The organism is Candidatus Alistipes pullistercoris (assembly GCF_027665465.1).
Classification (GTDB): Bacteria; Bacteroidota; Bacteroidia; order Bacteroidales; family Rikenellaceae; genus Alistipes_A; species Alistipes_A hominis.
This window is the reverse complement of sequence record NZ_JAQDED010000001.1, coordinates 125,990-150,956: the sequence shown is the minus strand read 5'-3', so window position 1 is coordinate 150,956 and position 24,967 is coordinate 125,990. Positions and strand designations below refer to the sequence as shown.

The 24,967-nt window shown below is 55.0% G+C and carries 29 protein-coding genes; 24 read left to right on the top strand and 5 right to left on the bottom strand.

The genetic code is table 11. From position 1 onward, the window contains the following. Nucleotides 1-124 precede the first annotated feature (124 nt). The 3 genes from PGR91_RS00740 to PGR91_RS00730 are packed head-to-tail and all read left to right on the top strand — an operon-like array spanning nt 125 to nt 5,596. On the top strand, nt 125-2,977 hold the full coding sequence (locus PGR91_RS00740) for a hypothetical protein (protein WP_182424188.1): 2,853 nt from the start codon (nt 125-127) through the stop codon (nt 2,975-2,977). Nucleotides 2,978-2,987: 10 nt separating this feature from the next. Beyond that, on the top strand, nt 2,988-3,890 hold the full coding sequence (locus tag PGR91_RS00735) for a glycyl-radical enzyme activating protein (RefSeq protein WP_118655344.1): 903 nt from the start codon (nt 2,988-2,990) through the stop codon (nt 3,888-3,890). A gap of 26 nt (nt 3,891-3,916) precedes the next feature. Then, the gene (locus tag PGR91_RS00730; protein ID WP_118655342.1) at nt 3,917-5,596 is read left to right on the top strand and encodes a hypothetical protein; all 1,680 of its coding nucleotides are present in this window, start codon (nt 3,917-3,919) and stop codon (nt 5,594-5,596) included. An 11-nt stretch (nt 5,597-5,607) separates the two neighbouring features. On the opposite strand, the gene PGR91_RS00725 is transcribed toward PGR91_RS00730, so the two are convergent. From PGR91_RS00725 to uvrC, 3 genes are all read right to left on the bottom strand, one after another. Continuing rightward, nucleotides 5,608-6,057, bottom strand: coding sequence for a YqaA family protein (locus PGR91_RS00725; protein ID WP_055202359.1), 450 nt, complete (start codon nt 6,055-6,057; stop codon nt 5,608-5,610). A gap of 35 nt (nt 6,058-6,092) precedes the next feature. After that, complete coding sequence (locus PGR91_RS00720) at nt 6,093-7,094, bottom strand: adenosine kinase (RefSeq protein ID WP_118655340.1); 1,002 nt, start codon at nt 7,092-7,094, stop codon at nt 6,093-6,095. A gap of 193 nt (nt 7,095-7,287) precedes the next feature. After that, entirely contained in the window at nt 7,288-9,135 is a 1,848-nt protein-coding gene (uvrC, locus tag PGR91_RS00715) for an excinuclease ABC subunit UvrC (protein WP_118655339.1), read from the bottom strand. A gap of 118 nt (nt 9,136-9,253) precedes the next feature. On the opposite strand from uvrC, the gene PGR91_RS00710 reads away from it, so the two are divergent. Beyond that, a complete protein-coding gene (locus PGR91_RS00710) occupies nt 9,254-11,020 on the top strand; it encodes a lysophospholipid acyltransferase family protein (RefSeq protein ID WP_118655337.1) in 1,767 nt (588 codons plus the stop codon). Nucleotides 11,021-11,045: 25 nt separating this feature from the next. On the opposite strand, the gene PGR91_RS00705 is transcribed toward PGR91_RS00710, so the two are convergent. Continuing rightward, nucleotides 11,046-12,275, bottom strand: a complete 1,230-nt coding sequence (locus tag PGR91_RS00705; RefSeq protein ID WP_118655335.1) for an ATP-binding protein — start codon at nt 12,273-12,275, stop codon at nt 11,046-11,048. A 190-nt stretch (nt 12,276-12,465) separates the two neighbouring features. Here PGR91_RS00705 and PGR91_RS00700 point away from each other — a divergent pair, with 190 nt between their 5' ends. Next, the gene (locus PGR91_RS00700; protein ID WP_101571511.1) at nt 12,466-13,614 is read left to right on the top strand and encodes a porin; all 1,149 of its coding nucleotides are present in this window, start codon (nt 12,466-12,468) and stop codon (nt 13,612-13,614) included. 191 nt (nt 13,615-13,805) lie between these two features. Here the strand turns inward: PGR91_RS00700 and PGR91_RS00695 are convergent, their stop codons facing one another. Further along, nucleotides 13,806-14,171, bottom strand: coding sequence for a hypothetical protein (locus tag PGR91_RS00695; protein ID WP_145996510.1), 366 nt, complete (start codon nt 14,169-14,171; stop codon nt 13,806-13,808). A gap of 409 nt (nt 14,172-14,580) precedes the next feature. Between PGR91_RS00695 and rpsL the strand changes: the two genes are divergently transcribed. From rpsL to rpsH, 19 genes are all read left to right on the top strand, one after another. Then, nucleotides 14,581-14,982, top strand: a complete 402-nt coding sequence (gene rpsL, locus PGR91_RS00690) for a 30S ribosomal protein S12 (protein ID WP_055202346.1) — start codon at nt 14,581-14,583, stop codon at nt 14,980-14,982. A 32-nt stretch (nt 14,983-15,014) separates the two neighbouring features. Beyond that, a complete protein-coding gene (gene rpsG / locus PGR91_RS00685) occupies nt 15,015-15,491 on the top strand; it encodes a 30S ribosomal protein S7 (protein WP_055202344.1) in 477 nt (158 codons plus the stop codon). A 22-nt stretch (nt 15,492-15,513) separates the two neighbouring features. Then, nucleotides 15,514-17,619 (top strand): elongation factor G, encoded by a 2,106-nt coding sequence (fusA, locus tag PGR91_RS00680; protein ID WP_101571507.1) that lies wholly within the window; start codon nt 15,514-15,516, stop codon nt 17,617-17,619. 20 nt (nt 17,620-17,639) lie between these two features. Next, nucleotides 17,640-17,945, top strand: a complete 306-nt coding sequence (gene rpsJ / locus PGR91_RS00675; RefSeq protein ID WP_055202340.1) for a 30S ribosomal protein S10 — start codon at nt 17,640-17,642, stop codon at nt 17,943-17,945. Between the two features lie 133 nt (nt 17,946-18,078). Beyond that, the gene (gene rplC / locus PGR91_RS00670; protein ID WP_101571505.1) at nt 18,079-18,696 is read left to right on the top strand and encodes a 50S ribosomal protein L3; all 618 of its coding nucleotides are present in this window, start codon (nt 18,079-18,081) and stop codon (nt 18,694-18,696) included. Nucleotide 18,697: 1 nt separating this feature from the next. Beyond that, nucleotides 18,698-19,327 (top strand): 50S ribosomal protein L4, encoded by a 630-nt coding sequence (gene rplD, locus PGR91_RS00665; protein WP_101571503.1) that lies wholly within the window; start codon nt 18,698-18,700, stop codon nt 19,325-19,327. Between the two features lie 33 nt (nt 19,328-19,360). After that, complete coding sequence (rplW, locus tag PGR91_RS00660; protein ID WP_055202334.1) at nt 19,361-19,651, top strand: 50S ribosomal protein L23; 291 nt, start codon at nt 19,361-19,363, stop codon at nt 19,649-19,651. Between the two features lie 5 nt (nt 19,652-19,656). Continuing rightward, on the top strand, nt 19,657-20,481 hold the full coding sequence (rplB, locus tag PGR91_RS00655) for a 50S ribosomal protein L2 (protein WP_055202332.1): 825 nt from the start codon (nt 19,657-19,659) through the stop codon (nt 20,479-20,481). An 18-nt stretch (nt 20,482-20,499) separates the two neighbouring features. Further along, entirely contained in the window at nt 20,500-20,769 is a 270-nt protein-coding gene (gene rpsS, locus PGR91_RS00650) for a 30S ribosomal protein S19 (RefSeq protein ID WP_026089662.1), read from the top strand. 9 nt (nt 20,770-20,778) lie between these two features. Then, on the top strand, nt 20,779-21,216 hold the full coding sequence (gene rplV, locus PGR91_RS00645; RefSeq protein WP_055202330.1) for a 50S ribosomal protein L22: 438 nt from the start codon (nt 20,779-20,781) through the stop codon (nt 21,214-21,216). After that, complete coding sequence (gene rpsC / locus PGR91_RS00640; protein ID WP_055202328.1) at nt 21,200-21,952, top strand: 30S ribosomal protein S3; 753 nt, start codon at nt 21,200-21,202, stop codon at nt 21,950-21,952. The genes rplV and rpsC overlap by 17 nt, the downstream gene beginning before the upstream one ends. Nucleotides 21,953-21,974: 22 nt before the next feature. Then, nucleotides 21,975-22,403, top strand: a complete 429-nt coding sequence (gene rplP, locus PGR91_RS00635; protein WP_055202326.1) for a 50S ribosomal protein L16 — start codon at nt 21,975-21,977, stop codon at nt 22,401-22,403. A 2-nt stretch (nt 22,404-22,405) separates the two neighbouring features. Beyond that, entirely contained in the window at nt 22,406-22,603 is a 198-nt protein-coding gene (rpmC, locus tag PGR91_RS00630; RefSeq protein ID WP_055202324.1) for a 50S ribosomal protein L29, read from the top strand. 6 nt (nt 22,604-22,609) lie between these two features. Next, nucleotides 22,610-22,864 carry a 30S ribosomal protein S17 gene (gene rpsQ / locus PGR91_RS00625; RefSeq protein WP_055202322.1) on the top strand — a complete coding sequence of 85 codons (255 nt, stop codon included), beginning with the start codon at nt 22,610-22,612 and terminating at the stop codon, nt 22,862-22,864. 2 nt (nt 22,865-22,866) lie between these two features. Then, a complete protein-coding gene (gene rplN, locus PGR91_RS00620; RefSeq protein WP_055202320.1) occupies nt 22,867-23,232 on the top strand; it encodes a 50S ribosomal protein L14 in 366 nt (121 codons plus the stop codon). Between the two features lie 18 nt (nt 23,233-23,250). After that, nucleotides 23,251-23,574: a 50S ribosomal protein L24 gene (gene rplX, locus PGR91_RS00615; protein WP_055202318.1), complete on the top strand. Its 324-nt coding sequence runs from the start codon at nt 23,251-23,253 to the stop codon at nt 23,572-23,574. After that, the gene (gene rplE / locus PGR91_RS00610) at nt 23,574-24,131 is read left to right on the top strand and encodes a 50S ribosomal protein L5 (RefSeq protein WP_055202316.1); all 558 of its coding nucleotides are present in this window, start codon (nt 23,574-23,576) and stop codon (nt 24,129-24,131) included. The genes rplX and rplE overlap by 1 nt, the downstream gene beginning before the upstream one ends. Before the next feature lie 5 nt (nt 24,132-24,136). Then, nucleotides 24,137-24,406 (top strand): 30S ribosomal protein S14, encoded by a 270-nt coding sequence (rpsN, locus tag PGR91_RS00605; RefSeq protein WP_055202315.1) that lies wholly within the window; start codon nt 24,137-24,139, stop codon nt 24,404-24,406. Nucleotides 24,407-24,524: 118 nt separating this feature from the next. After that, complete coding sequence (rpsH, locus tag PGR91_RS00600) at nt 24,525-24,923, top strand: 30S ribosomal protein S8 (protein ID WP_055202313.1); 399 nt, start codon at nt 24,525-24,527, stop codon at nt 24,921-24,923. The last annotated feature ends 44 nt before the right edge of the window (nt 24,924-24,967 follow it).

Here is a 24,967-nt window from a genome sequence, read left to right as displayed (position 1 = left end):
TATTTCTTTTCGAACGATTTTTATACCTTATTATTGTATGAATGGTGTCGGATTTGTCCCGTATTGCGAATAAATTCTTATCTTTGATAAAACCTTTATTCCTGTCCGACCTAAATTTCGAATTATGATAAACGTTTTACGCTTTTTGGGCATACTGGGTATCTGCTCGCTCGCTTTGCTGTTCCGTCCGCTTCCGGCAGGGGCGCAATCTACCGAGGTCATTCTGACCAGCGACCGGCAACTGACCGATCTGACGGATCCCGATAAAAAAATCGATATTTCGCTCGGGTTCAATCCGCGCGTGCAGAGTCTGCGCGAAATCTGCGAAGAGGGGAAAAAACGCGGCTGCAAGGAGCTGATCGTGGCATTCGACGAATTTTTCAGACAATATCGCAAGGATACCGGTTCCGAAAGGAAACTGACTCCCGATATGGACGAGTATGTCGATAAGATCAAAGTGATCAGCGATTTTGCCGCCAAATACGACATGGGGATCTGCCTGAGTCTGCTCAGCCCGCTCGAACTGGGGTCGGCTTATAAGAAACAGACCGGGCACGGCGGCCGCTGGGTGGCTTACAAAGTCGGGTTCCGCGATCCGCAGACCGGAAAGTTCAGTCTTCCGGTCTGGCAGCAGCTCGCCTGGACGAACAATAAGGGAAAGTCTCCGGTGAAGCTGACCGGCGTCAAGGCTTACGCGTTCCGCGAAACGCCGCTGGGGGGCAGTCCGTTCCGGGCGGTCGTTCCGGCGGATATCGTCCCGGTGGAGCAGGTGAAGTACGAGGCGACCGACACGCTGGGCGACGAGGTTACGGGAGCGGCGATGGATACGCGTTTGCTGCGGGTTTACTGCGACCGGCCGCAGTTGCCGGGTTATAACCGGGTGATGGTGGTGTTGGAATACGAAACCCAGGAGATGGATTATTTCAACGCGGACGCTTCCGCTTTCCTGAAAAGGCTGATGAAAAAGTATAAGGATAAGGGCGTCAACCTGACGGCGCTCTATTCCGATGAAATGCATATCCAGCAGGACTGGGGGTATTTCGGTCACCACGAGGGCGGTCAGTTTGCCGAACGCTACCTTACGCAAAGCATGGCCGATGCCTATGCCGAAAAATTCGGGCAGCCGTTCGACGACCGGTATATGCTCTATTTCGCTTACGGGGCGCCCTATTTCGAACCTACCGCGAATGCGGTGGTGAACGTACAGTATGTGATGGGGCCGTCGCCCGAGGATATCCACCGGACTTTCCTGCTGCGCGATCGTTATTACAGAATGTTGAATAACGGCGTGGTCGATCTGTTCTGCGATGCGAAGAGCTATGCCGAGGGACTGTTCGGACGGGAACTCCGCACAGCGGCGCACGCTTCGTGGGCGCAGAGCCCGACCATCGACCTGTGGAATACCGAAAAGCAGCCTTCGAATCCGAATCAGTACGAATATACATCCAATTTCGTGTGGGGAAACACGGTGCACCAGGCTTCGGCGGCCTGTTACGACTATTTCAAGTGGAGCGAGTACCTGCAACCGACCGGAAACGACTTTGCCGAGGGCGGCTGGGGCGACCGGAATTATTACGGGGCGGCGATGGCCGCGTCGATCGGCGTGATCAACAAGTACCCGAACGCTTATGCCGCCGCCTGGGGAATGCCCGACAGGGTGTGGGAATGGAAGATGGCTATCAACAGCGCGTTCGGCGCGCAGGCAACGGCGCCGATCGACCTGATCTCCGGGCATGTGCACCGCGACGTGGACGTACTGATCCTCTATCCGATGAATCTGGTGGCCGTCGAGCCGCGTTTCGGCAGCTGGATGGCCCAGTACGGGTATGCCAATTACCTGACGGCCGACAAGCTGTTGGAGATGGGGAAAATACTGCCCGACGGGCGGATTCAGGTGGGCGACAAGAAATACGGTACGCTGGTGGCCGTCTTCGAGCCCCTTCCGGAGAAGGGACTGCTGGAGATGATGGAACGATTCGTCGAAAGCGGCGGCCGGGTGGTGTGGTTCAGCGCTCCGCCCCTGATCAACACGGCCGGGGAGAACTGCGCTGCGCAGTGGCAAAAATTGTTCGGCGCTACCTACCGGCATGACCAATATATGGGCGAGATCGCTGCCGGCAAAGAGGTCGCTTTCTGCGGCAGTTTCGCCGCGGTGCCGCGACAAACCGTTTTGACTGATTTTCTGGTCGACCGGATCTATCCGGTCGAAGCGGGAGCGGGGTGCGAAGTAGTCGCTCGGGCCGACGGGCGGATCGTGGGCACGATCCGGAAGACGCAGAAAGGATCGGCGAGCTATTTCGGTTTTCGTCCGCGCGACGACCAGTCGGCCAGTCTCGGTTACGAGACCCGGACGCTGTTCGAGATCCTGCATGCGGTCGGGGCTTATCCGTCCAGCGGGAAATTCGGCGGGGTGAATGACAATCCGTCGGTCGTGTCGCGGACGAGCGACTATTTCGTCACGGCGTTCCCGAATACGACGACCGTAATCGTGAAGCATTATCGGACTCACCGCGAAAGCTGGCCCGGCGGATTCTCGCGCAACCAGCAGGAGGATGCCGAAGCGCTGGCCGCGAATCCGCTGCCGTCCGACCGGATCGAACTGAACGATGCGGCGGTGAACGGGCATCGGGTTTCTTACGAAGGAAAGATGTCGGTCGCGTTCCGTACCGGCGCCGATGGCCGTCTGATCGCTTTCGTCGGCCGCGACTGCCGGGGGATCACGCTCGACGGCGTGCAGTATGTTTTTGGAGAAAAACCTTTCGATCAGGTGGTTTTTGCTCCCGAGGCCGAGGATTCTCCGGTTTACCGGATCTGTGTTTCGGGACAGGGGCGGATTGCGCTGCCGGTTCCGGTGACGGCGAAAAAAGCGACCGTACGGCTCGGGAAAAAAACGGTGCCGTCCGAAACGGCCGACGGGAAATTGATGCTGGACGTTACGCCCGAACTGTCGGGACGATGGTTGACGGTCGGGAAATAGCGGCGGTCGGATGACGGGGCGTGTTTTCGACATACAACGTTTTTGTACCCACGACGGACCGGGGGTACGTACCACGGTGTTTCTGAAAGGGTGTCCGTTGCGTTGCGCCTGGTGCCACAATCCCGAATCGCAGCGTGCGGCGGACGAATTGCTGTTCTACCGTACGCGCTGTATCGGGTGCGGAGTATGCGACGAAGCGTGTCCTTACCGCGATGCGCGCCGAACGCTGCGGGATGCGGCGCTTCGACGCGAGCGGTGCGGGGGATGTTCGCGTTGTGCCGACGCCTGTCCGACCGGGGCCATCGAACGGGTCGGCCGGGATATGACGGTCGGGCAGGTGATGGAAGAGGTGCGCGGCGACGTTTCTTACTTCCGGCATTCGGGCGGGGGAGTCACCCTCTCCGGCGGCGAACCGATGGCGCAGTTCCAGTTTACCGCCGCTTTGCTGGAAGCATTGCGCCGGGAGGGTATCCATACGGCAATCGAGACTTCCGGACAAGGCCGGCTCTCCGATTTTCTCAGGGCGCAGCCGATGACCGATTTGTGGTTGTGGGACGTCAAGTCGCTCGACGGGGAACTGTATGAAAAATATACCGGTTTGCCGCTCGCGGCGATGCTGGATAACCTGCGGGCGGTGCACCGGGCGGGCGGGAACGTGCTGCTGCGTTCGATTTTTATTCCCGAATTGCACGATAACGCCGCTCATGCCGGAGCTCTGGCCGATTTGCTGGACGGGCTGGATGGTGTGAAGGTGGAGTACGTGGCTTATCACCGGCTCGGGATTTCGAAGCTTGAAAAACTGGGCCTGCCTGCTTGCGGGCCTGCTTTTCGCCCGCCTTCGGCCGAGGAGATCCGCAGGTTCGGGGCCCGGGTCGACGGGTTGCTGAAAAAACGTCGGACTGGATCGTTCTGACTCATAATTTGTTACTGTTTAAGAATATGAATGTAAAACGGATTTTGGTTTGGGGAGTCGTGGAAGGGCTGGCCGTTCTCGGTCTGACCCAGTGTTTGGTCGCCTGTCGGGAGCGGGCGGAAGAACCGGCGCCCCGCATCGTGAATATTATTAATTTCGTTCGCCAGACCGAGCCGCGTCCGGTGAATATTTCGGACGAGGATCTTTTCCTGACAACGCTCCGGCAGGTCGAACTGCTGGAAAAACACCGCTTGCGCGGGACTTTCTTGTTGCAGTACGACGCGCTGCTCAATCCGCGTTATCAGGAACTGATGCGCAGGGCGTTGAAAGAGGGTTCCGAAGTAGGCGGCTGGTGGGAGATCACCCAACCTCACGTCGAAGCGGCCGGCATGACGTGGCGCGGGGCCTATCCGTGGGACTGGCACGCGAACGTAGGTTTTTCGACGGGATATACTCCCGAAGAGCGCGAAAAATTGGTCGACGTCTACATGGCCGAATTCAAAAAGATTTTCGGGGCCTATCCGACGGCGGTCGGATCGTGGTTCATCGACGCGCATACGTTGCAGTACATGGCCGATCGTTACCGGATCGTCGCTTCGTGCAATTGCCGCGATCAGGTGGGAACGGACGGTTACACGCTGTGGGGCGGTTACTGGAACCAGGCTTATTACCCGAGCCGTAAAAATGCCTACATGCCGGCGCAGACTCCGCAAGAGCAGATCGGCGTCCCGGTGTTCCGGATGCTCGGCAGCGATCCGATCAACCAGTACGATAGCGGGCTCGGGCTTCCGGCCCAGGGAGTCGAGACGCTGGAGCCCGCCTATACCGAAGGGGGCGGCAACCCGGTTTGGATCGATTGGTTTTTCGACATGCTGACCGACGGGCCGTGCCTGGCTTTCCAGTATGCGCAGGTCGGACAGGAGAATTCGTTTACCTGGCCTCGGATGCGGCGCGGACTGGAATACCAGGTCGCAGTGGCGGATTCGCTGTCTCGGGCGGGAGCCCTGACCGTACAGACGTTGTCCGAATCGGGGCGATGGTTCAAGGAGCGTTTCGCGGAGACTCCGGCGACCTGCATCGTGGCGATGAAGGACAGCAAGCCGGCCGGCCGCAAAACGGTGTGGTACGACAGCCGTTTTTACCGGGCCAATGTCGTGTGGGAGGATAGTACGCTGCGTTTCCGCGACATCCATCTTTTCGATGAACGGCTGCCGTCGGCTTACCTGACGCAGCCGGGCACTTCGACGCAGTGCCTGTATACGACCCTGCCTCTGGTAGACGGTTTCAATTGGAGTTCGACGACGGAGACGGCCGGCCTGCGGTTGGTGGAAAAGATGGCCGACGGTAGTTGGCGGCCGGTTCCGGTGGGGATGCCGGCGGCCGGGGAGACCGCGCCCGGCGAACTGACCGTGACGACTCCGATCCTCGCAGGAGGTTCGTGCCGGATGGTTTTCGATGAGCGGGCGATCCGTATCCGGTTGACCGAAAACGCCGGAAAAGAGTATCGTTTCGTGCTGACGACGGCCCCGGAGAAGGCGTTGCCTTTTACCGCGATCGAACCGCAGTGCGTTCGGGCCCGTATCGGCGATCTCGATTACCGGGCGCAATGTACGGCCGGAACCGTCGGGGAGGAAGAGGCTGCGGATACGTTTCTGCTTATGCCGGATGCGGACGGCAGCCTGACGCTGGATCTGTCGCAGCGATAGCCGGCGGCCGGTCAGAAATATTGTTTGCCCCAGATGAACAGCAGGGCCCAGCAAACGAAGCGGGCTCCTTTGCCGATCAGCATCAGGACGGCCGCTTTCTTGAAATCCACCTTGTAAAATCCGAGAGCGATCGCGAATACGTCGCCTACGACCGGCAACCAGGTCAACAGGGCCAGCAGCGAGCCGAAGCGGTCTATTTTGCTTTTGTGTTTGACGAGGGTTTCGTGCTTGACGCCCATGTAGCGCTCGATCCATTCCCATTTGCCGAGCCATCCGAGCCAGTACGAAGTCAGTCCGCCGAGCCAGTTGCCGAGCGTGGCGACCAGCACGCACAACCATACGTTTCCGCCTGCGGCCAGCATACCCAGCAGCAGCACGTCGGAACTGAACGGAACGACCGTCGCGGCGATGAACGAGCCGGCGAACAGGCCGACGTATCCCAGATTAAGCAGCCATTCCACGCGGTATGTTTAACGGATTGGACGATTCGGGTGCATTACAGGATGTAGTTTCCGGTTTCCACGTCGCCGACCATCCGGCGGATTTCTTCCCATACTTTTTCATCGAACGTGGTTCCGACGACTTCGATCACCTTTCCGGCGGCGATGGAGCCGATCGTGCCGCACTGTTCCATCGACAATCCCCGGCACAATCCGAACAGGAATCCGGCGGCGTAAAAATCGCCTGCCCCGGTGCTGTCGACCCGGCGGGCATTCCCCATGATCCCTATGTGATCCACCCGGCCGCGGTATTTGACGTAAGCGCCGCGCGTACCGACCTTCACGACTGCGATCGAGCATTTACGGGCGATCTTGTCGAGCGCTTCCAGCGGGTTTTTTTCTCCTGTGAAAGCGGCCGCTTCCTGCTCGTTCGCAAACAGGATATCGACGTGTCGGTCGACCAGGTCGTGCAGGAAGCCGAGGTTTTCTTCGACGATGTTGAAACTCGCCAGATCGAGGGCGACTTGCAGTCCGCGCTCTTTGGCGATGCGTACGGCGTTCGAGATCAATTCGTGATCCTGCACCAGGTAGCCTTCGATGTAGAAGTATTCGTAACCGTCGAAAATTTCGGGCGTAAGTTCGGTATGGCGCATTTCGAGCGCTGCGCCGAGGTAGGTGCACATCGTGCGTTCGCCGTCGGGGGAGACCAACGATACGCAGCGTCCCGACGGTTCGTCGCCGCGGAAAACGGTCGGGGCGATTTGTAGTTCGTTCAGCGTCCGTTCGAAAAAGTCGCCCGTTTCGTCGCGTCCGACTTTGCCGATGTAGCCTGTCGAAGCGCCCATCCGGGCCAGTGCGCGGATCGTATTCGAAGCCGATCCGCCGAGCGAAAGCGTGTGGGGCGCGTCGGCGACCGATGCGTCGATCTGTCGTTGCAGTTCGCTGTCGACCAGGTTCATGCTGCCCCGCGGTAACTTGAAGGTATCGAGTATTTCGTCGTTTTTCAGGTTGATCAGGATGTCTGTCAGGGCATTGCCCATTCCGATGACGCTTTTCATGGATGATTCGGTTTTAGGTACAGTTGAGGTTTCGTGAAAAAATCGTGCCTTTCCGTTCACAGTGGGTCGGGAACCGCGTATGGAACGCTGATATGCATGGTGCGCCCGTTTCCGGCCGTTTTCTCGGACCGACTTTGCAAAGGTGTCTTTTTTTTCCCGGATTCACAAATTTTCAGGCCCGTTCGTACGCCGGTTATTTCCCCTCTTTCGTGCCGTCCGCCGGCACTTCCCGGAAATAGCGGATCACTTCGGCGGCGCGTTGCCGACCGATCAGTTCCGATAGTTCGGTTTCGGAAGCCGTCCGGATTCGGGACAGCGTGCGGAAGCGTTGCAGCAGTTTCTCTACCGAACGGTTGCCGAGGGTCGGGATGCTTTCCAGTTCGCTTTTGATAAAGGCGAGCGAACGCTTCTTGCGGTGGAAGGTGATGCCGAAACGGTGCGCTTCGTCGCGTATGTGCATCAGCACTTTCAACGCTTCGCTGTTGCGGTCGAGATAGTAAGGGGTGGAGTCGTGCGGGAAATAGACCTCTTCGATCCGTTTGGCCAGTCCGACGATGGCGACCCGGTCGGCGATCCCGAGCCGCAGCAGGGTTTCGTAGGCGAAGCGGAGCTGCCCCTTGCCTCCGTCCACGACGATCAGTTGCGGCAGTTCGGCGTCTTCGTCGAGCAACCTGCGGTAACGGCGTCCGATCACCTCTTCCATCGAGGCGAAGTCGTTGGCTCCAACGACGGTCTTGATGTTGAAATGGCGGTACTCCTTGCGCGCCGGTTTTGCGTCGCGGAATACGACGCACGAAGCCACCGGATTGGTTCCCTGTAGGTTCGAGTTGTCGAAGCATTCGATGTGCCGCGGCGGGACGCTCAGGTGGAGCTCTTTTTGCAGGGCGGCCAGGATGCGGTTCGTGTGCCGTTCGGGATCTTTGATTTCGATCTGCTTGAGTTTTTCGAGCCGGTACAGGCGGCTGTTGCGCTCCGAGAGTTCCAGTAGATGCAGCTTGTCGCCGCGCTGCGGCACGGTGAACGTTACTCCTTCGAATAGTTCCTGCGCCGGCAGCAGCGGGACGATCGCTTCGCGCGACAACCGTCCGCCCGGCAGTTGTTCGGCGATCCGGCTGATCGCGTAGGTCAGGATGTCCTGCGGCCGGTCTTCCAGCCCCGGTTTCAGTTCGACCGTGAACGAATTGACGACGGCTCCGTCGGCGATCCGCATGAAATTGCAGTAGGCCGCATCGTCGTCGACGACCAGCGAGAAGACGTCCAGGTTGGTCAGCGTGTTGCTGACGACTACCGATTTGCTCTGATAGGCGGCGAGGGCTTCGATCCGTTTTTTATAGACGGCGGCCTCTTCGAACCGCATTTCGGCTGCCGCGCCGACCATTTTCGCGCGCAGGTATTCGGTCGTCTCCCGGGTGTCGCCGCGCAGCAGCGACGTTACCAGTTCGATCCCTTCGCGGTATTCGGTTTCGCTTTGCAGACCGACGCAAGGTCCCTTACAGTTGCCGATGTGGTATTCCAGGCAGACGCTGTATTTGCCTTTGGCGATCGCTTCCGGGGAGAGATTCAGCGAACACGTGCGCAGGCTGTGGATGCTGCGCACCAGGTCGAGCACCGTTTTCTGGATATAGACCGAAGCGTACGGCCCGAAATAGCGAGAACCGTCGCGCTCGCGCCGCCGGGTGGACTGTACGCGCGGAAACGGTTCGTTGCGGATCACGATCCACGGATAGGTCTTGTCGTCCTTCAGCAGGATATTGTACCGCGGCTGAAGACTTTTGATCATGCTGTTTTCGAGCAGGAAAGCCTCGTTCTCGGTTGCCACGACCGTGTGCCTCAGGTCGGCGATCCGCGAGACCATCACGCGCACTTTGGCGCTCTCGTTGGCTTTCGACGTAAAATAGGAATAGACGCGGCGTTTGAGGTTTTTCGCCTTGCCTACGTAAATCACGCGGCCGTCGGCCCCGAGGAATTGATAAATGCCCGGGGATTCCGGCAGCAGGGCTACTTTTTCTTTCAGTTCGGCAATGCGTTTCGAGTCGGCCATGCGGTTAATTTGTGGTTTCGAAAATTAAAAGTATCAAAATTTATTCTACATTTGTAAAACGGCCGGAACTTTTTGTGAAAAAATTCCGGAGCCGGCAGAGCTATTTTATCGCCCGATTATGGAACTTATACAGCCCAGTGACCTCTATTTTGGACGGAGGGGATGGATCGCCCGCCTGCAAGCCCGTCTGATTATGAAGGTGGCCGCCCTGAAGAAAATCAATCGACTGTACGAAAGCGCATTTTCCTACGAGGGGCCTTATCCGGAAGGGTTGTTGCATAATCTGGGCGTCTCGTACGACGTCGCTCCGTCCGATCTCAAGAATATTCCGGCGTCGGGTCCGGCGATCGTGATCGCAAACCATCCGACCGGTGCGCTGGACGGGATGATCCTGATCGACCTGCTTTCGAAAGCGCGTCCCGACGTGAAGTTCATGGGGAATTTCCTGCTGAGCCGGATCGGCCCCCTGAAACGGTTCTTTATCGACGTCGATCCGTTCGACGCGAAGTCCGGCGGTAACGTGTCTGGAATCCGCGAGTCGTTGCAGCATCTCTCCGGCGGCGGACTGCTGGTGATCTTCCCGGCCGGCGAAGTGGCGACTTGGCAGCGCGGGTTCCGGGACGTTAAGGACCGGCCGTGGCCCGAGTCGGTGCTAAAGTTTATCCGGAAGGCGCAGGTGCCGGTCGTTCCCGTTTATATCGAAGCTTCCAACAGCCGGACGTTCCGGCTGGCCGGGAAGGTGCATCCGATGCTGCGGACGTTGTTGCTACCGCGCGAGTTGGTCAACAAAGCGGGCTGTTCGGTGCCGTTGCGCATCGCTTCGCCGATCCTGCCCAAAAAGACCGAGGATCTTTCCAAAACGGCTTATAACAGTTACCTGCGCGCTTCGGTCGAGTACCTGAAGCCGTCCGGTAGACGGCGTCCCCGCCGGGCCGAGCGCCGTGCGGCGCGGAAGGTGCCCGATGAGGTTCGCGGGGACGTCGACGTGAAATTGCTTTGCAGCGAGTTGGAAAGCCTGCGGGGACATTATCGGCTGTTCGTTTCGGGCGGTTATGAGGTTTATTGCGCTCCGCCGCAGCAAATCCCGAACATGATGCTGATGATCGCCACGTTGCGCGAACGGACGTTCCGCGAGATCGGCGAAGGCACCAAGAACGAGATCGATACCGACCGTTTCGACCGCTATTACCGGCAGTTGTTCATCTGGGACAACGAGGCGCTGCGGCTGGTCGGAGCCTACCGTTTGGGATTGGGCGACGAGATCATGCGGAACTACGGATTGAAAGGTTTCTATACCCATACGCTTTTCCGGATGTCGCCCCCGATGGGAGAGGTGATGAGCCGCACCATCGAGCTCGGTCGTTCGTTCATCGCGCGCGAATACCAGCGGAAACCGGCGTCGCTGATGCTGTTATGGAAGGGGATTCTCCACGTTCTGCTACAGAATGAACAGTATCGCTATCTGATGGGGCCGGTGACCGTTTCGGGAGGTTTCCAGCATACGTCCAAGCTGATTATCGCCGCGTATGTCAGTCGTTTCTACTTGGATCGGAAGAAGGCCTCTTACATCAGGCCCCGGACGGGAATCGTCGTTCCGGCTCGGATCGACGAGTCGCTGATCGCGGAGGTGCGTCCGATCGAACTGATCAATAAGATAATCTGCGATATCGAACGGAATGCGTTTTCGATCCCTGTGTTGATTCGCAAATACTTGCAACTGAACAGCAGTGTGCTCGGATTCAATACGGATCACGAGTTCTGCGACTCGCTCGACGCCCTGATGCTGCTCGACCTGCGGCGGGTGCCCGAAGAGACGATCTTGATGTTGTCCAAAGAACTGACCGACATCGACGTGATCGGCCGTTTCAAAAAAATCAAAGACTAGAAAGCTGCGTTTGCATCTGACGGCGTCAGTATCCGCCGAGGAAAGTGTCGGCGTCGATTACTTCGATTTCGAAATTTTCGGCATCGATGCGGTCGTTCCGGTCGGCCGTAACGATCGTGCCTCGGCTCGACCCGGTTTGCCGTAGCGCCCATAGCAATCCGTCGGTTTTGGTCTGCATCAGGTCGGGGTCGTCGTCGTAGCAGGCCTGGATGCAGCGGACACCCCCTTCCGCATCGGACGCGATAAAATCGCATCCGCCCTGTTCGTTCGTATAGCATACCGACCGGCTCTCCCGGCACAGGTGGTTGAATAGCATCGTTTCGAACAGTTTGTTCCGGTCGACGGTTTCGGCGGTCGATACGGCTGCGGCCAGCGCCGTGTCGACCGCATAGACCTTGCGCGGATTGACCGCCTGGCGCGCCGGGTTGTCGCTGAGGATCGAAACGAAGCGTACGAGTCCGGCCGTTTCGATGCATTGCATGTGCTCTGCGGCCGTGCTCACGGCCTTTATTTTCAGTTTTTCGCGCAGTTTGTTGGCGGTGACGGGTTCTCCGGTGTTGGTGATTAGGTGCAATGCCATCCGTTGCAGGGTGTTCCGGTCGCGGATGCCTCCCGCGATGACGGCGTCCTTGCAGAGGATTTCCGTGTAGAGTTGATGGAGCGCTTCGGTGTGTCCCGTTTTGATGAGTCCGGGAAAAGCTCCCCGCGACAGAAATTCGTTGACGGCCTGTTCGCCGGCCGGTTTATGCGTGAAGCTGAGAAATTCGTTGTACGAAAAGAGGTCGAGTCGGCGGAGCGAGAAAATATCCGGGACGGCGCCTGTCCCGTCCGGACGCTCGGCTTTTGCGAGCCGCAGGAGGGTTTCCAGCGAAACGGTGGAGACAATCTTGATCCCCTGGCGGATTTTTCGGTCGCAGAATTCGATCCATCCGGCCGCCAGGTCGATCCGGTTGAACAGGGCGATGCCTTTGCCCGACTCTTCCAGCAGCCGATCGAGCTTCGTGAAATCGCCCGCGTCGAAACCTCCGAGCCGCGGGTCGTCGAAGTCGGTGTACCACGCTTCGGGATAGTCGTTGTTCAGCATCCGGTGCAGCAACGCGCTGCATCCGCATCCGCGCACGCCCCCGATCAGCAGCATACGGTCGGTTAGGTAGGGAATGGACTCCTCGATTTCGCGCGGATGTCCGGGCGAAACGTTCGCGAGCATTTTACGTTGTTTGGAGACGATGTTTTCGAGCGCTGTTTTCGTGATCATGACGGTCTGAATGAATTGAATATCTGCAAATATAATTATTATATTTTAAAAACAGACGAATTAATTTTTTGTTAAGATCAGAATTGCGCGCGGGCGAAAGTTTCCGTTTTCCGATTTAATGGTATTTTTGTGCCGGATTGTGGCCGTTGCGGGATTCGACCGTCTGCCGGGCCGTTAAAAAGAATGATAAATGAAAATGAAGTTTGTGTTGATTTCGCTTTTTGTGCTGTCTTCAGGCGTCGCCTTTGCTCAGTCGGACACGGTTGCGGCCGGGAAAAAGGCGGAGCCGGTTTCGTACGTGCCGAAACTGGACGGAACGATCAAAGCGAAGATGGAGGTCGATCTGAACGGCGGGGAGTACCGGTTCAGCGTACGCAACGCCCGGCTGGGCGTTCGGGGGAACGTTTCGCCGAAAATGAATTACCGCCTTCAGATGGATTTCGGTAACGAAGGGAAAATATCGTTGCTGGATGCTTATGCCGGTTACCAGTCCGGAGGTTTTACGGCCGAACTCGGGCAGCAGCAGTACCATTTCAGCACCGATATGGATCGGGGGCCGTCCACGAATCTGTTCGCGAACCGTTCTTTCCTGTCGAAATACTTGACGAGTTATTACGGCAGCGAACTATCCGGCGGGAAAACCGTCGACTACGTCCGGACGCTCGGTTCGCGCGATCTGGGCGCGTTTTTCTCATACCGTTTCGCATCGAAACTGCCGCTGAAATTGCTCGCCGGCGTTTTCAACGGTTCGGGAATCAACAATCCCGTGTGGGGGAAACACGTGAACGTGATCGGTCGCGCGGAGCTCGGCGGCAGCGAGGGACTGCAGGGGGCGGTTGCTTATTACGACGGTTACGCTCCGCAGCATACGCGGGTTGTAGAACGCGATGGCGAAAACGTAACGGAAAATTTCGAGCAAAAGATGCGGATGGCCGGTTTCGAATTGCGTTATGTCCGCGGAAAGTTCCGGATCGAGGGGGAGTACGCGCGTCGCTATCTCGGAACCGGTAGTTCGTCGGAGGTGATGGCCGTGGCTCTCGTGCAGGGGTTCTATCGGTTCGATCTGCCCGAAAGGTCGTTTGCCCGCTACCTGTTGCCGGTCGTGCGCTGGGATCTCGGCAACGGGGTCGATTACCTGAATAGCGATACCCGACGGCGCGAGCTTTTCGATGCGAACCGGATTACGGCCGGGATCAACCTCGGATTCTCGACAAAACTGGTGCGTTCCGAGGTGCGGCTGAATTACGAAAAATACCTTCTGAAAGAGCGGCCGTCCGATTTCGCCGTCAACAAATTGTTGCACGACAAGTTTACGCTGGAAATCGTCGCGTCGTTTTAGCGGCCGGGCCGTTTGCGCAGAACCGGCCCGTCGCGCGATCCTTGTTCTCAGTCGAAGTCGCCCGGCATCGGCTGAATCCGTATGCGGCAGAATCATCGAAAAAACATACCGGGCCGCCCGTTTGGTAGGGCGGCGATCCATATTCCGAAAATATTCCGACGGGTTTTCTCCGGCGTTTCGGCGGACGACGGTTATTTGTAAATCATTCCGATTCGCTGCGTGCCTCCCCAGCGGTTGACCTGTATTTGCTGCGCGTCGATTACCTCCTGTCCGCGCAGGATGCGGAACGATAGTTTGAACGGAGGAGTGTCGGCGACGATGTCGGACGGCGGGTCGGCCGTCGGCACGGCATAGACGGATGCTGCGACGGACGCCGCCGGATCGGAAGTTTGGACGCTGTAGGTCGTTTCTTTGCGGATCGGGCTCGCGTCCGTATGCTCGACGGCGATTTGACGCTCTTCGGAGTCGTAAGAAGCGAGGCTCAGGTGCAGATTCATTCGTTCGCCGGCCGGATCGTCGCATCGCGCTTCCAGGCGGAAAATAGCGGTTGTTCCCACGGATTTCAAATTTAAACGTTTCTCCGCCGGGGTATCCGGCCGGTTCGATTCGAGCCGGCCGGACACCATGATTTCCCGGTTGATACCGAGCAAAATTACGACAAAACGGCAGATTACAAAAAATAAGTTTCAGAAATATTTAGAGGTGATTTGTAATGTATTAATGTTTTGTTGAACAGTTGTTTGCGTGTTTGTGTATTTATTTTGTTTATTATGTTGTTGAAATCATAAAAATAAATGATAGTCACTAATGTGTTGAACGGCATGAAAAAGCCTGAAAAACACGGATTATCAGTGAAAAAAGATCGATAAATATTGCGGTTTCGAAAATTATTGGTATCTTTGCACTCCGTTTTGTGTGAATGGAACAGATTTTTAACCAAACAAAGTAAAGGAAAAAGTAAGTAAAATGCCAACTATTCAACAGTTAGTACGTAAGGGAAGGTTGACGCCGAGCTTTAAAAGTAAAGCTCCCGCGTTGGATGCATGTCCGCAACGTCGTGGCGTATGTGTTCGTGTTTACACGACCACTCCCAAGAAGCCGAACTCGGCTATGCGAAAAGTAGCCCGTGTGAGATTGACCAACGGGAAAGAGGTGAATGCCTACATCCCGGGCGAAGGTCACAACCTGCAGGAGCACTCGATCGTGCTCGTTCGCGGTGGCCGTGTGAAAGACCTGCCGGGTGTTCGTTATCACTTGGTGCGCGGAGCGATGGACGCCGCAGGCGTGGACGGTCGCAAGCAACGCCGTTCGAAGTACGGGGCCAAAAGGCCGAAAGCAGGAGCAGCAGCGCCCGCAAAGAAAAAGTAACCATTAAATCAAACACAAAGACTTTTTAAACAATGAGAAAAGCGAAGCCTAAAAAGCGAATTCTACTTCCAGATCCCAAATTCGGAGACGGACTTGTGACAAGGTTTGTAAACAACCTTATGCTGGATGGTAAGAAGAGTATTGCCTATACGATTTTCTATGATGCCATAGAGATCGTGGGTGAGAAGATGAAGGATGCGGACAAGGCTCCCCTTGATATCTGGAAAAAAGCCCTCGAGAACATCACTCCCCAGGTGGAGGTGAAGTCGCGTCGCGTGGGCGGAGCAACCTTCCAGGTACCGACGGAAGTGAGACCCGAGCGTAAAGTTTCAATAGCAATGCGGAACCTTATCCTTTACTCTAAAAAACGCGCAGGTCGATCGATGGCGGAAAAAATGGCTGCTGAAATTCAAGCTGCGTACAACGAAGAAGGCGCTGCCTTCAAGCGGAAAGAAGAGATGCACAGAATGGCCGAAGCCAACAAGGCTTTTGCCCATTTCAGATTTTAATTTGTGAAGCGAGGGTAATTATATGGCAAGGGATTTAACATATACGAGAAATATCGGGATCATGGCTCACATCGATGCCGGTAAAACGACTACTTCGGAACGTATCCTTTTCTACACGGGAAAAACCCATAAAATCGGCGAGGTGCACGAAGGTGCCGCTACGATGGACTGGATGGTTCAGGAGCAGGAACGTGGTATTACCATCACTTCTGCTGCGACGACCGCTTTTTGGCAGTACAAAGATAAGACCTATCAGATCAATATCATCGACACCCCGGGTCACGTGGACTTCACCGCCGAGGTGGAACGTTCGCTGCGCGTGCTGGACGGTGCGGTGGCCACGTTCTGCGCCGTGGGCGGCGTGGAACCCCAGTCCGAAACCGTATGGCGTCAGGCCGACAAGTACCGCGTGCCGCGTATCGGTTACGTAAATAAAATGGACCGTACCGGCGCCGATTTCCTGAACGTTTGCGCTCAGGTCAAGGAGCGTCTCGGAGCCAATGCGTTGCCGGTCGTTCTGCCGATCGGGGCCGAAGACAAATTCGCCGGTTTGATAGACCTTATATATAATAGGGCTATTATTTACGACGATTCGAAAAAGGCCGATCTGGTAAACTATACTTACGAGGAGATTCCCGAAAACATGAAGGCCGAAGCCGCCGAATGGCGCGCTAAGCTGATCGAAGAGGTCGCGTCGGTAGACGACGCCTTGATGGAGAAGTTCTTCGAGGATCCCGATTCGATCACGTCTGACGAGTTGATCGCCGCGATCCGCAAGGCTACGATCTCGATGACGGTCGTGCCGATGCTCTGCGGTTCGTCCTTTAAAAATAAAGGGGTGCAATTGCTGCTCGACTACGTGATGGCATTCCTGCCGTCGCCGGTGGATATCGAAGCCGTTATCGGCACCGATCCGCGCACCGGAGAGGAAACCAGTCGCAAACCGGTTGAATCCGATCCGTTCTGCGGTCTGGCGTTCAAAATCGCTACCGACCCGTTCGTGGGCCGTCTGGCATTCGTCCGCGTTTATTCCGGAAAGATGGAAGCCGGTTCTTACGTGCACAACAGCCGTTCTTCGAAAAAGGAACGTATCAGCCGTATCTACCAGATGCATGCCAATAAGCAGAATCCGATGGAAGTGATCGGAGCCGGCGATATCTGCGCCGCGGTCGGTTTCAAGGATATCCGCACCGGCGATACGTTGTGCGACGAACAGCATCCGATCGTGCTCGAATCGATGACTTTCCCCGAACCGGTGATCGGTCTGGCCATCGAACCGAAAACGCAGAAAGACCTCGATAAGCTCGGTATCGCGCTCGGCAAACTGTCCGAGGAAGACCCGACCTTTACGGTGAAGACCGACGAAGATAGCGGACAGACCGTCATCAGCGGGATGGGCGAACTCCACTTGGAGATCATCGTGGACCGTTTGAAGCGTGAGTTTGGCGTCGAAATCAGTCAGGGCGCTCCGCAGGTGAACTACAAGGAGTCGCTGAAATCGAAAGTTCAGCACCGCGAAGTGTTCAAGAAGCAGACCGGCGGTCGCGGTAAGTTCGCCGACATCATCTTCGAAATCGGCCCTGCCGAAGAAGGCAAGATGGGACTCGAATTCGTCGATGTCGTGAAGGGCGGTAATATTCCGAAGGAATACATCCCGTCGATCCAGAAAGGGTTCGAATCGGCCATGTCCAACGGCCCGTTGGCAGGCTTCGCGCTCGACAGCATGAAGATCACGCTGATCGACGGTTCGTTCCACCCGGTCGATTCCGATGCGCTCTCTTTTGAAATTTGTGCCCGCAACGGTTTCCGCGAGGCTGCCCGTAAAGCTTCTCCGGTAATCCTCGAACCGATCATGAAGGTCGAAGTGGTGACTCCCGAAGAAAACATGGGCGACATTATCGGCGACCTGAACAAACGCCGCGGACAGATCGCCGGCATGGAATCGCGCGGCAACGCCCGCGTGGTGGATGCCAAGGTGCCGTTGTCGGAGATGTTCGGCTACGTTACGGTGCTGCGTACGATCTCGTCGGGACGCGCTACTTCTTCGATGGAGTTCTCTCATTTCGAAGAGGTTCCTGCGAACCTTGCCAAGGAGATTATCGAAAAAACAAATGGTAAAAAGGAATAATCCGTAGATTTATCAGAATTATGAGCCAGAAAATAAGAATTAAATTGAAATCATACGATCATAACCTCGTCGATAAATCGTCGGAAAAGATCGTAAAGACTGTGAAAGGTACGGGGGCGGTCGTAAGCGGCCCGATTCCGCTGCCTACGCAGAAGAAGATTTTCACCGTAAACCGTTCGACTTTCGTCAATAAGAAAGCGCGCGAGCAGTTCCAGTTGTGCACTTTCAAACGGATCCTCGATATCTACAGTTCGACTCCGAAGACGATCGATGCGCTGATGAAACTCGAGCTGCCCAGCGGCGTAGAGGTGGAAATCAAAGTCTGATCGCAGTACCCAAGTTGAATAACAAACGTTTTTAACAAAAGGCGGAAGGCTTGTAAGGACGGCGGCCTGTTTCGTACGGGCTGCCGGGGCCTTGCAAGTGGACTTCGCCTCCAATACTAATTAACAGACAAAAATGTCAGGACTAATTGGAAAAAAGATCGGAATGACTTCCGTGTTCGGTGCCGACGGTAAAAACATACCGTGCACCGTAATCGAAGCTGGTCCCTGTGTAGTTACGCAATTGAAGACCCCCGAGAAAGATGGTTACTCGGCAGTCCAGATTGCCTATGACGAAACGACCGAAAAACACACCAGCAACAGTTTACTGGGCCATTTCAAAAAGGCCAACACCACTCCGAAACGGAAACTGGTCGAATTCACCAGCTTCGAAAACGAATTGAACCTCGGCGACGTGATCACCGTGGATATTTTCGAAGAGAACGACTGGGTGGACGTTACGGGCATCTCCAAAGGCAAGGGCTTCCAGGGCGTTGTGAAACGTCACGGGTTCGCCGGTGTCGGCGGACAGACGCACGGCCAGCACAACCGTCAGCGCAAGCCGGGTTCGCTGGGTGCCTCTTCGTATCCGTCGCGCGTGTTCAAAGGCAAACGCCTTCCGGGCCGTACCGGCGGAGAGCGCGTTACGGTGCTCAACCTGCGTATCGTTAAGAAACTTCCCGAAAACAACCTGCTTCTGGTGAAGGGTTCGATTCCGGGTGCAAAAGGTTCGTACTTATTAATCGAAGACTAACATGGAAATAGCTATCTATAACGTTTCAGGGAAAGATACCGGCAAAAAGGCCGTCCTGAAAGATGAGATTTTCGGTATTGAGCCCAACAACCACGCGATCTACCTCGATGTCAAGCAGTATCTGGCCAATCAGCGTCAGGGAACCCACAAGTCGAAACAGCGTAACGAAGTGGCCGGCTCGACCCGTAAACTGAAGAAACAGAAAGGTACCGGCGGCGCACGCGCCGGCAGCATCCTGTCTCCGCTGTTCGTAGGCGGCGGCCGCGTATTCGGCCCGGTTCCGCGCGATTACAGCTTCAAGCTGAACAAGAAACTCAAACAGCTCGCCCGTAAAAGTGCCCTTGCCTATAAGGTCAAAGGCGAAGCCCTGACGGTCGTGGAGGATTTCGCGATGGAAGTTCCGAAGACCAAAGAGTTTATCGGCATTACCAAGAACCTGAACCTCGAAGGCAAGAAAATTCTGCTGGTTCTTCCCGAATCCAATGCGAACGTAGCGCTGTCGGCCCGTAACCTGCAGAATGTAAAGGTGGTTTTGGCGTCGAACATCAATACGTACGACGTGATGAACGCCGGCAACATCGTATTGGCCGAAGGTTCCGTGAATGTAATTAATCAAATGTTCGGATTATAGGCTACCGTCCGTCCTAAAAATTAGCATGACACAATGGATATATTAATTAAGCCAATTTTAACCGAGAGAATGGCGGCTCAGGGCGAAAAGCTGAACCGTTACGGTTTTATCGTAGATCCGAGGGCTAACAAACTGCAGATCAAGGATGCCGTCGAGGCGATGTACAATGTGGTTGTTATGGATGTAAATACTCTGAATTACATGGGCAAGCTCAAAAGCCGCTACACCAAGCACGGACTTTTGGTCGGACGCGCCAACAATTTCAAGAAGGCGATCGTCACCCTGAAAGACGGAGACAAGATTGATTTTTACAGTAATATCTAAGAGAGATGGCAGTAAGAAAGTTTAAACCCATGACCCCGGGTACCCGCCACAAAGTGATCGGTACCTTTGACGATATTACTTCGTCTACACCGGAAAAATCATTACTCAGCCCTCTGAAAAGTTCCGGCGGCCGCAACAACAGCGGTAAAATGACCGTCCGTTATATCGGAGGCGGTCACAAACGGATGTATCGTATTGTCGATTTCAAACGTGACAAAGATAACATGAGCGCCCAGGTGAAGACCATCGAATATGATCCGAACCGTTCCGCTCGCATCGCTCTGCTCTGCTATCCCGACGGCGAAAAACGTTATATGCTCGCCCCGAACGGACTGCAGGTGGGACAGACCGTATCGACCGGAGCCGGCGTGGCCCCCGAAGTGGGCAACACGCTGTTCCTCGCGGATATTCCGCTGGGTACGGTGATCCACAACATTGAACTCTACCCCGGACAGGGAGCCGTGATGGCTCGTAGTGCCGGTACCTACGCACAGCTTCTGGCTCGTGAAGGTAAATTCGCTATTATTAAGCTTCCTTCGGGTGAAACCCGTATGGTGCTCGTAACCTGCCGCGCAACGATCGGCGTCGTGTCGAATCCCGACCACAGCCTCGAATCGCACGGTAAAGCCGGCCGCAAACGTTGGCTCGGACGCCGTCCGCGCAACCGCGGTGTATCCATGAACCCGGTCGATCACCCGATGGGTGGTGGCGAAGGCCGTTCTTCGGGAGGACACCCGCGTTCACGCAAAGGTCTTCTCGCCAAGGGTTACAAGACGCGCGATCCTAAGAAGACTACGTCTAAGTTCATCGTATCCAGAAGGAAAAAATAATTTAAAAATAGTAGCATAATGAGCCGATCATTAAAAAAAGGACCATACATCGAGCCCAAACTGGAAGCGAGAGTCATCGCTCAGAACGAGGGAGGCAAGAAGTCTGTCATCAAGACGTGGTCGCGTGCAAGCATGATTTCGCCCGATTTCGTCGGACAGACCATCGCCGTGCACAACGGGAATAAGTTTATTCCTGTATATGTAACAGAGAACATGGTAGGACACAAGCTGGGCGAATTCGCTCCGACTCGCAACTTCCGTGGTCATTCAGGTAATAAGAAAAAATAGTAGGTAAAAATGGGTGCAAGAAAAAGCATAAGAGCCGAAAAATTGAAGGCCGAAAAGAAGCAGACGGCGATTGCCGTACTCCGCGACTGCCCGACCTCGCCGCTGAAGATGCGCATCGTCGCCGACATGATCCGCGGCATGGAGATCAATAAAGCGTTGGGTACCCTTCGTTACAGCAAGAAGGCAGCTTCGATCAGATTGGAAAAACTGTTGCGTTCGGCGATCGCCAACTGGGAACAGAAAAACGAAGGACAGCGTTTGGAAGACAATACGTTGTGCGTGAAAGAGATTTTCGTGGACGGCGGCAAGATGCTCAAACGGATCCAGCCGGCTCCTCAGGGCCGCGCACACCGTATCCGGAAGCGTTCGAACCACGTTACGGTCGTAGTCGATAAAATGGTAGTTAAAGCAGATAAAAAAGTTAAAGCAGATGGGACAGAAAGTTAATCCGATAGCAAACCGACTTGGTATCATCCGCGGTTGGGATTCCAACTGGTACGGCGGGAAGGATTTTTCCAGCAAGCTCGTCGAGGATGCTAAGATCCGCAAGTATCTGAATGCCCGTCTGGCTAAGGCAAGCATCTCGAAAATCATCATCGAACGTACGCTGAAGCTCGTAACCGTTACGATTTCTACGGCACGCCCCGGCATTATTATCGGCAAGGGCGGCCAGGAGGTCGACAAGCTGAAAGAAGAACTTCGTAAGTTGACCGGCAAGGAGATCCAGATCAATATCTTCGAGGTCAAACGTCCGGAAATCGACGCCGTGATCGTCGGTAACAACATCGCACGTCAACTGGAAGGCCGTATTTCGTACCGCCGGGCGATCAAAACCGCCATCGCATCGACGATGCGTATGGGCGCCGAAGGGATCAAGATTCAGATCTCGGGTCGCGTGGGCGGAGCCGAAATGGCCCGTAACGAAACCTATAAGGAAGGCCGTATTCCGCTGCACACGTTCCGTGCCGACGTAGATTACGCGCTCTCCGAAGCCCTGACCAAAGTGGGTCTTCTGGGGATCAAGGTGTGGATCTGCAACGGTGAAGTATATGACAAGCGCGACCTGTTCCAGATCTCGGGAGTCAATGCGCAGGCATCGGCCGGCAACCAGCAGGGCGGCGGTTACCGCGGCGACAAGCCGCGCGGCGGACGCGATAACAAAAAAAGAAAAAATAATAAGTAGGACTTCTTAAAGCGATAATAGCATGTTACAGCCAAAAAGAACCAAATTCAGAAGAATGCAGAAGGGCCGCATGAAGGGCAACGCACAGCGCGGAGCTCAGCTTGCGTTCGGCTCGTTCGGCATCAAGGCTATGGAATCTACTTGGATAACCGGTCGCCAGATAGAAGCCGCACGTCAGGCCATCGTGCGCTGCATGAAACGTGAAGGTCAGATCTGGATCCGTATATTCCCCGATAAACCCATCACGAAGAAGCCTGCCGAGGTACGTATGGGTAAAGGTAAAGGTTCTCCCGAAGGATTCGTCGCTCCGGTTACTCCGGGCCGTATCCTGTTCGAAGCGGAAGGTGTTCCGATGGAAGTTGCGCAGGAGGCGCTCCGTCTGGGCGCCCAGAAACTTCCGATCACCACTAAATTTGTAGTAAGAAGAGATTACACTGAAAATTCGATTTAGAGATGAAAACTTCTGAAATAAGAGAACTTACCGTGGCTGAAATCGAGGAGAGAATCGATGCGGAAAAAGCGAACCTGCTCCGCCAGAAGCTCAACCACTCGGTTTCTCCGGTAGAGAACCCGACCACATTGAAAAAGGCACGCAGGGATATTGCCCGCATGATGACGATCCTTGCCGAAAAGCAAAACGTAAAAAGTTAATTACCCATGGAAAGAAATCTCAGAAAGGAAAGAATCGGGGTGGTTGTCAGCAATAAGATGGATAAATCCGTTACGGTTGCCATAAAGAGAAAGGAGAAACATCCGATCTACGGTAAGTTCGTGAACAAGACGTCGAAATTCGTCGCTCACGATGAAACCAACACCTGCAACCCCGGCGACACCGTGCGGATTGCCGAAACAAGACCTCTCAGCAAGACGAAGCGTTGGAGATTAGTAGAAATCATAGAAAGAGCTAAATAGTCATGATACAACAGGAAAGCAGACTAACGGTAGCTGATAACAGCGGAGCGAAGGAAGTCCTTTGTATCCGTGTGCTGGGCGGAACGGGAAAACGTTACGCGTCCATCGGCGATAAAATTGTGGTGACCGTCAAGAGCGCTACCCCTTCCGGAGACGTGAAGAAAGGTACGGTATCGAAAGCGGTCGTAGTCAGAACCAAGAAGGAGATCAGACGCGCCAACGGATCCTACATCCGTTTCGACGACAATGCCGTGGTGCTTCTGAATAACCAGGGAGAAATGCGCGGAACCCGTATCTTCGGGCCGGTTGCCCGCGAATTGCGTGATTCTTACATGAAGATCATTTCACTTGCTCCCGAAGTATTGTAATTTTTAAAAGATTTCAAGATGTCAGTAAAATTGCATATTAAGAAAGGGGACACGGTGATCGTCAATGCAGGCGAGAGCAAGGGTCAGCAGGGAAAAGTGCTTCAGATCCTTGTCGACGACGAGCGCGCGATCGTTGAAGGTGTGAACATGATCAGCAAGCACACCAAACCCAACGCCAAGAATCCCCAGGGCGGTATCGTAAAGCAGGAGGCTCCGATCCATATTTCGAACCTGCAGCCGATCGACCCGAAAAGCGGCAAAGCGACCCGTGTCGGGCGCAAAGCCGACGCAGAAGGTAAATTAGTACGTTACGCTAAAAAGTCAGGGGAGGAGATTAAATAATGACTTACGTTCCTACACTAAAGAAAATGTACAAGGAGCAGGTGGTGCCTGCGCTTGTAAAGGAATTTGGTTACAGCAGCGTAATGCAGGTTCCCGTGCTCGAGAAGATCGTGATCAACCAGGGCCTCGGCCAGGCTGTCGCCGATAAGAAGATTATCGAAACGGCGCTCGACGAACTGAGCAAAATCACCGGTCAGAAGGCGGTTACGACTAAGTCCAAAAAGGATATTTCGAACTTCAAACTCCGTAAGGGAATGACCATTGGCGCCCGCGTGACGCTGCGTCACAACAAGATGTACGAATTTCTCGAAAGGCTGGTTGCCGTGGCGCTGCCGCGTATTCGCGACTTCAAGGGGATTAACGACAAATTCGATGGTCAGGGCAACTATACGCTCGGAATCACCGAACAGATTATCTTCCCGGAAATCGACATCGACAAGATCACGAAGATTCTGGGCATGGAGATCACGTTCGTGACGTCCGCCGCTACCGACGAAGAGGCTTATGCGCTGCTTAAACAGTTCGGTCTTCCGTTTAAGAACATTAAAAAGAACTAAGCAATATGGCAAAAGAATCAATGAAAGCCCGCGAGGTGAAACGCCTCAAACTGGTAGAGCGTTACGCTGCCAAACGGGCTGCGCTGAAAGAAGCCGGGGATTACGAAGGTCTGGCCAAGCTGCCGCGCAATTCGAACCCGATCCGCCTGCACAACCGTTGCAAACTGACCGGCCGCCCGAAAGGATACATGCGAATGTTCGGCATCAGCCGTATCCAGTTCCGCGAAATGGCTTCCCAGGGGCTGATTCCCGGCGTGAAGAAAGCGAGCTGGTAGATATTTTACGATTACGGGTTAAAAATTAGGTGATGAATTACGAATTTTTTTCGTACCTTTAGCGCCTGATTTTTAATCTGTAAATTGTAATTTTTACACAATAACTAATTTTAATAACATGACAGATCCAATTTCGGATTTTCTGACGCGAGTCAGAAACGCGGTGAAAGCCAACCACAAGGTGGTTGAAGCTCCCGGTTCAAAAATGAAACAGGCGATCACGAAGATCCTGTTCGAACAAGGCTATATCCTGGCCTACAAGTTCGAGGAGGATGCGAAGGGTCACGCTGTTATCAAAATTGCCTTGAAGTACCATCCGGAAACCAAGGTGAATGCGATCAAAGGCCTTAAGCGGGTAAGCCGTCCGGGTTTGCGCCGTTACGCCAGCGCAGCAGAGATGCCCCGTGTGCTGAACGGCCTGGGAATAGCTATCGTATCGACTTCCAAAGGCATTATGACCGACAAGAAAGCCCGTCAGGAAAATGTGGGCGGTGAAGTACTGTGCTACGTTTATTAATCTGTAAAAGAGGTAAACGCGATAGTTTGTCGTCCGTATGCCGC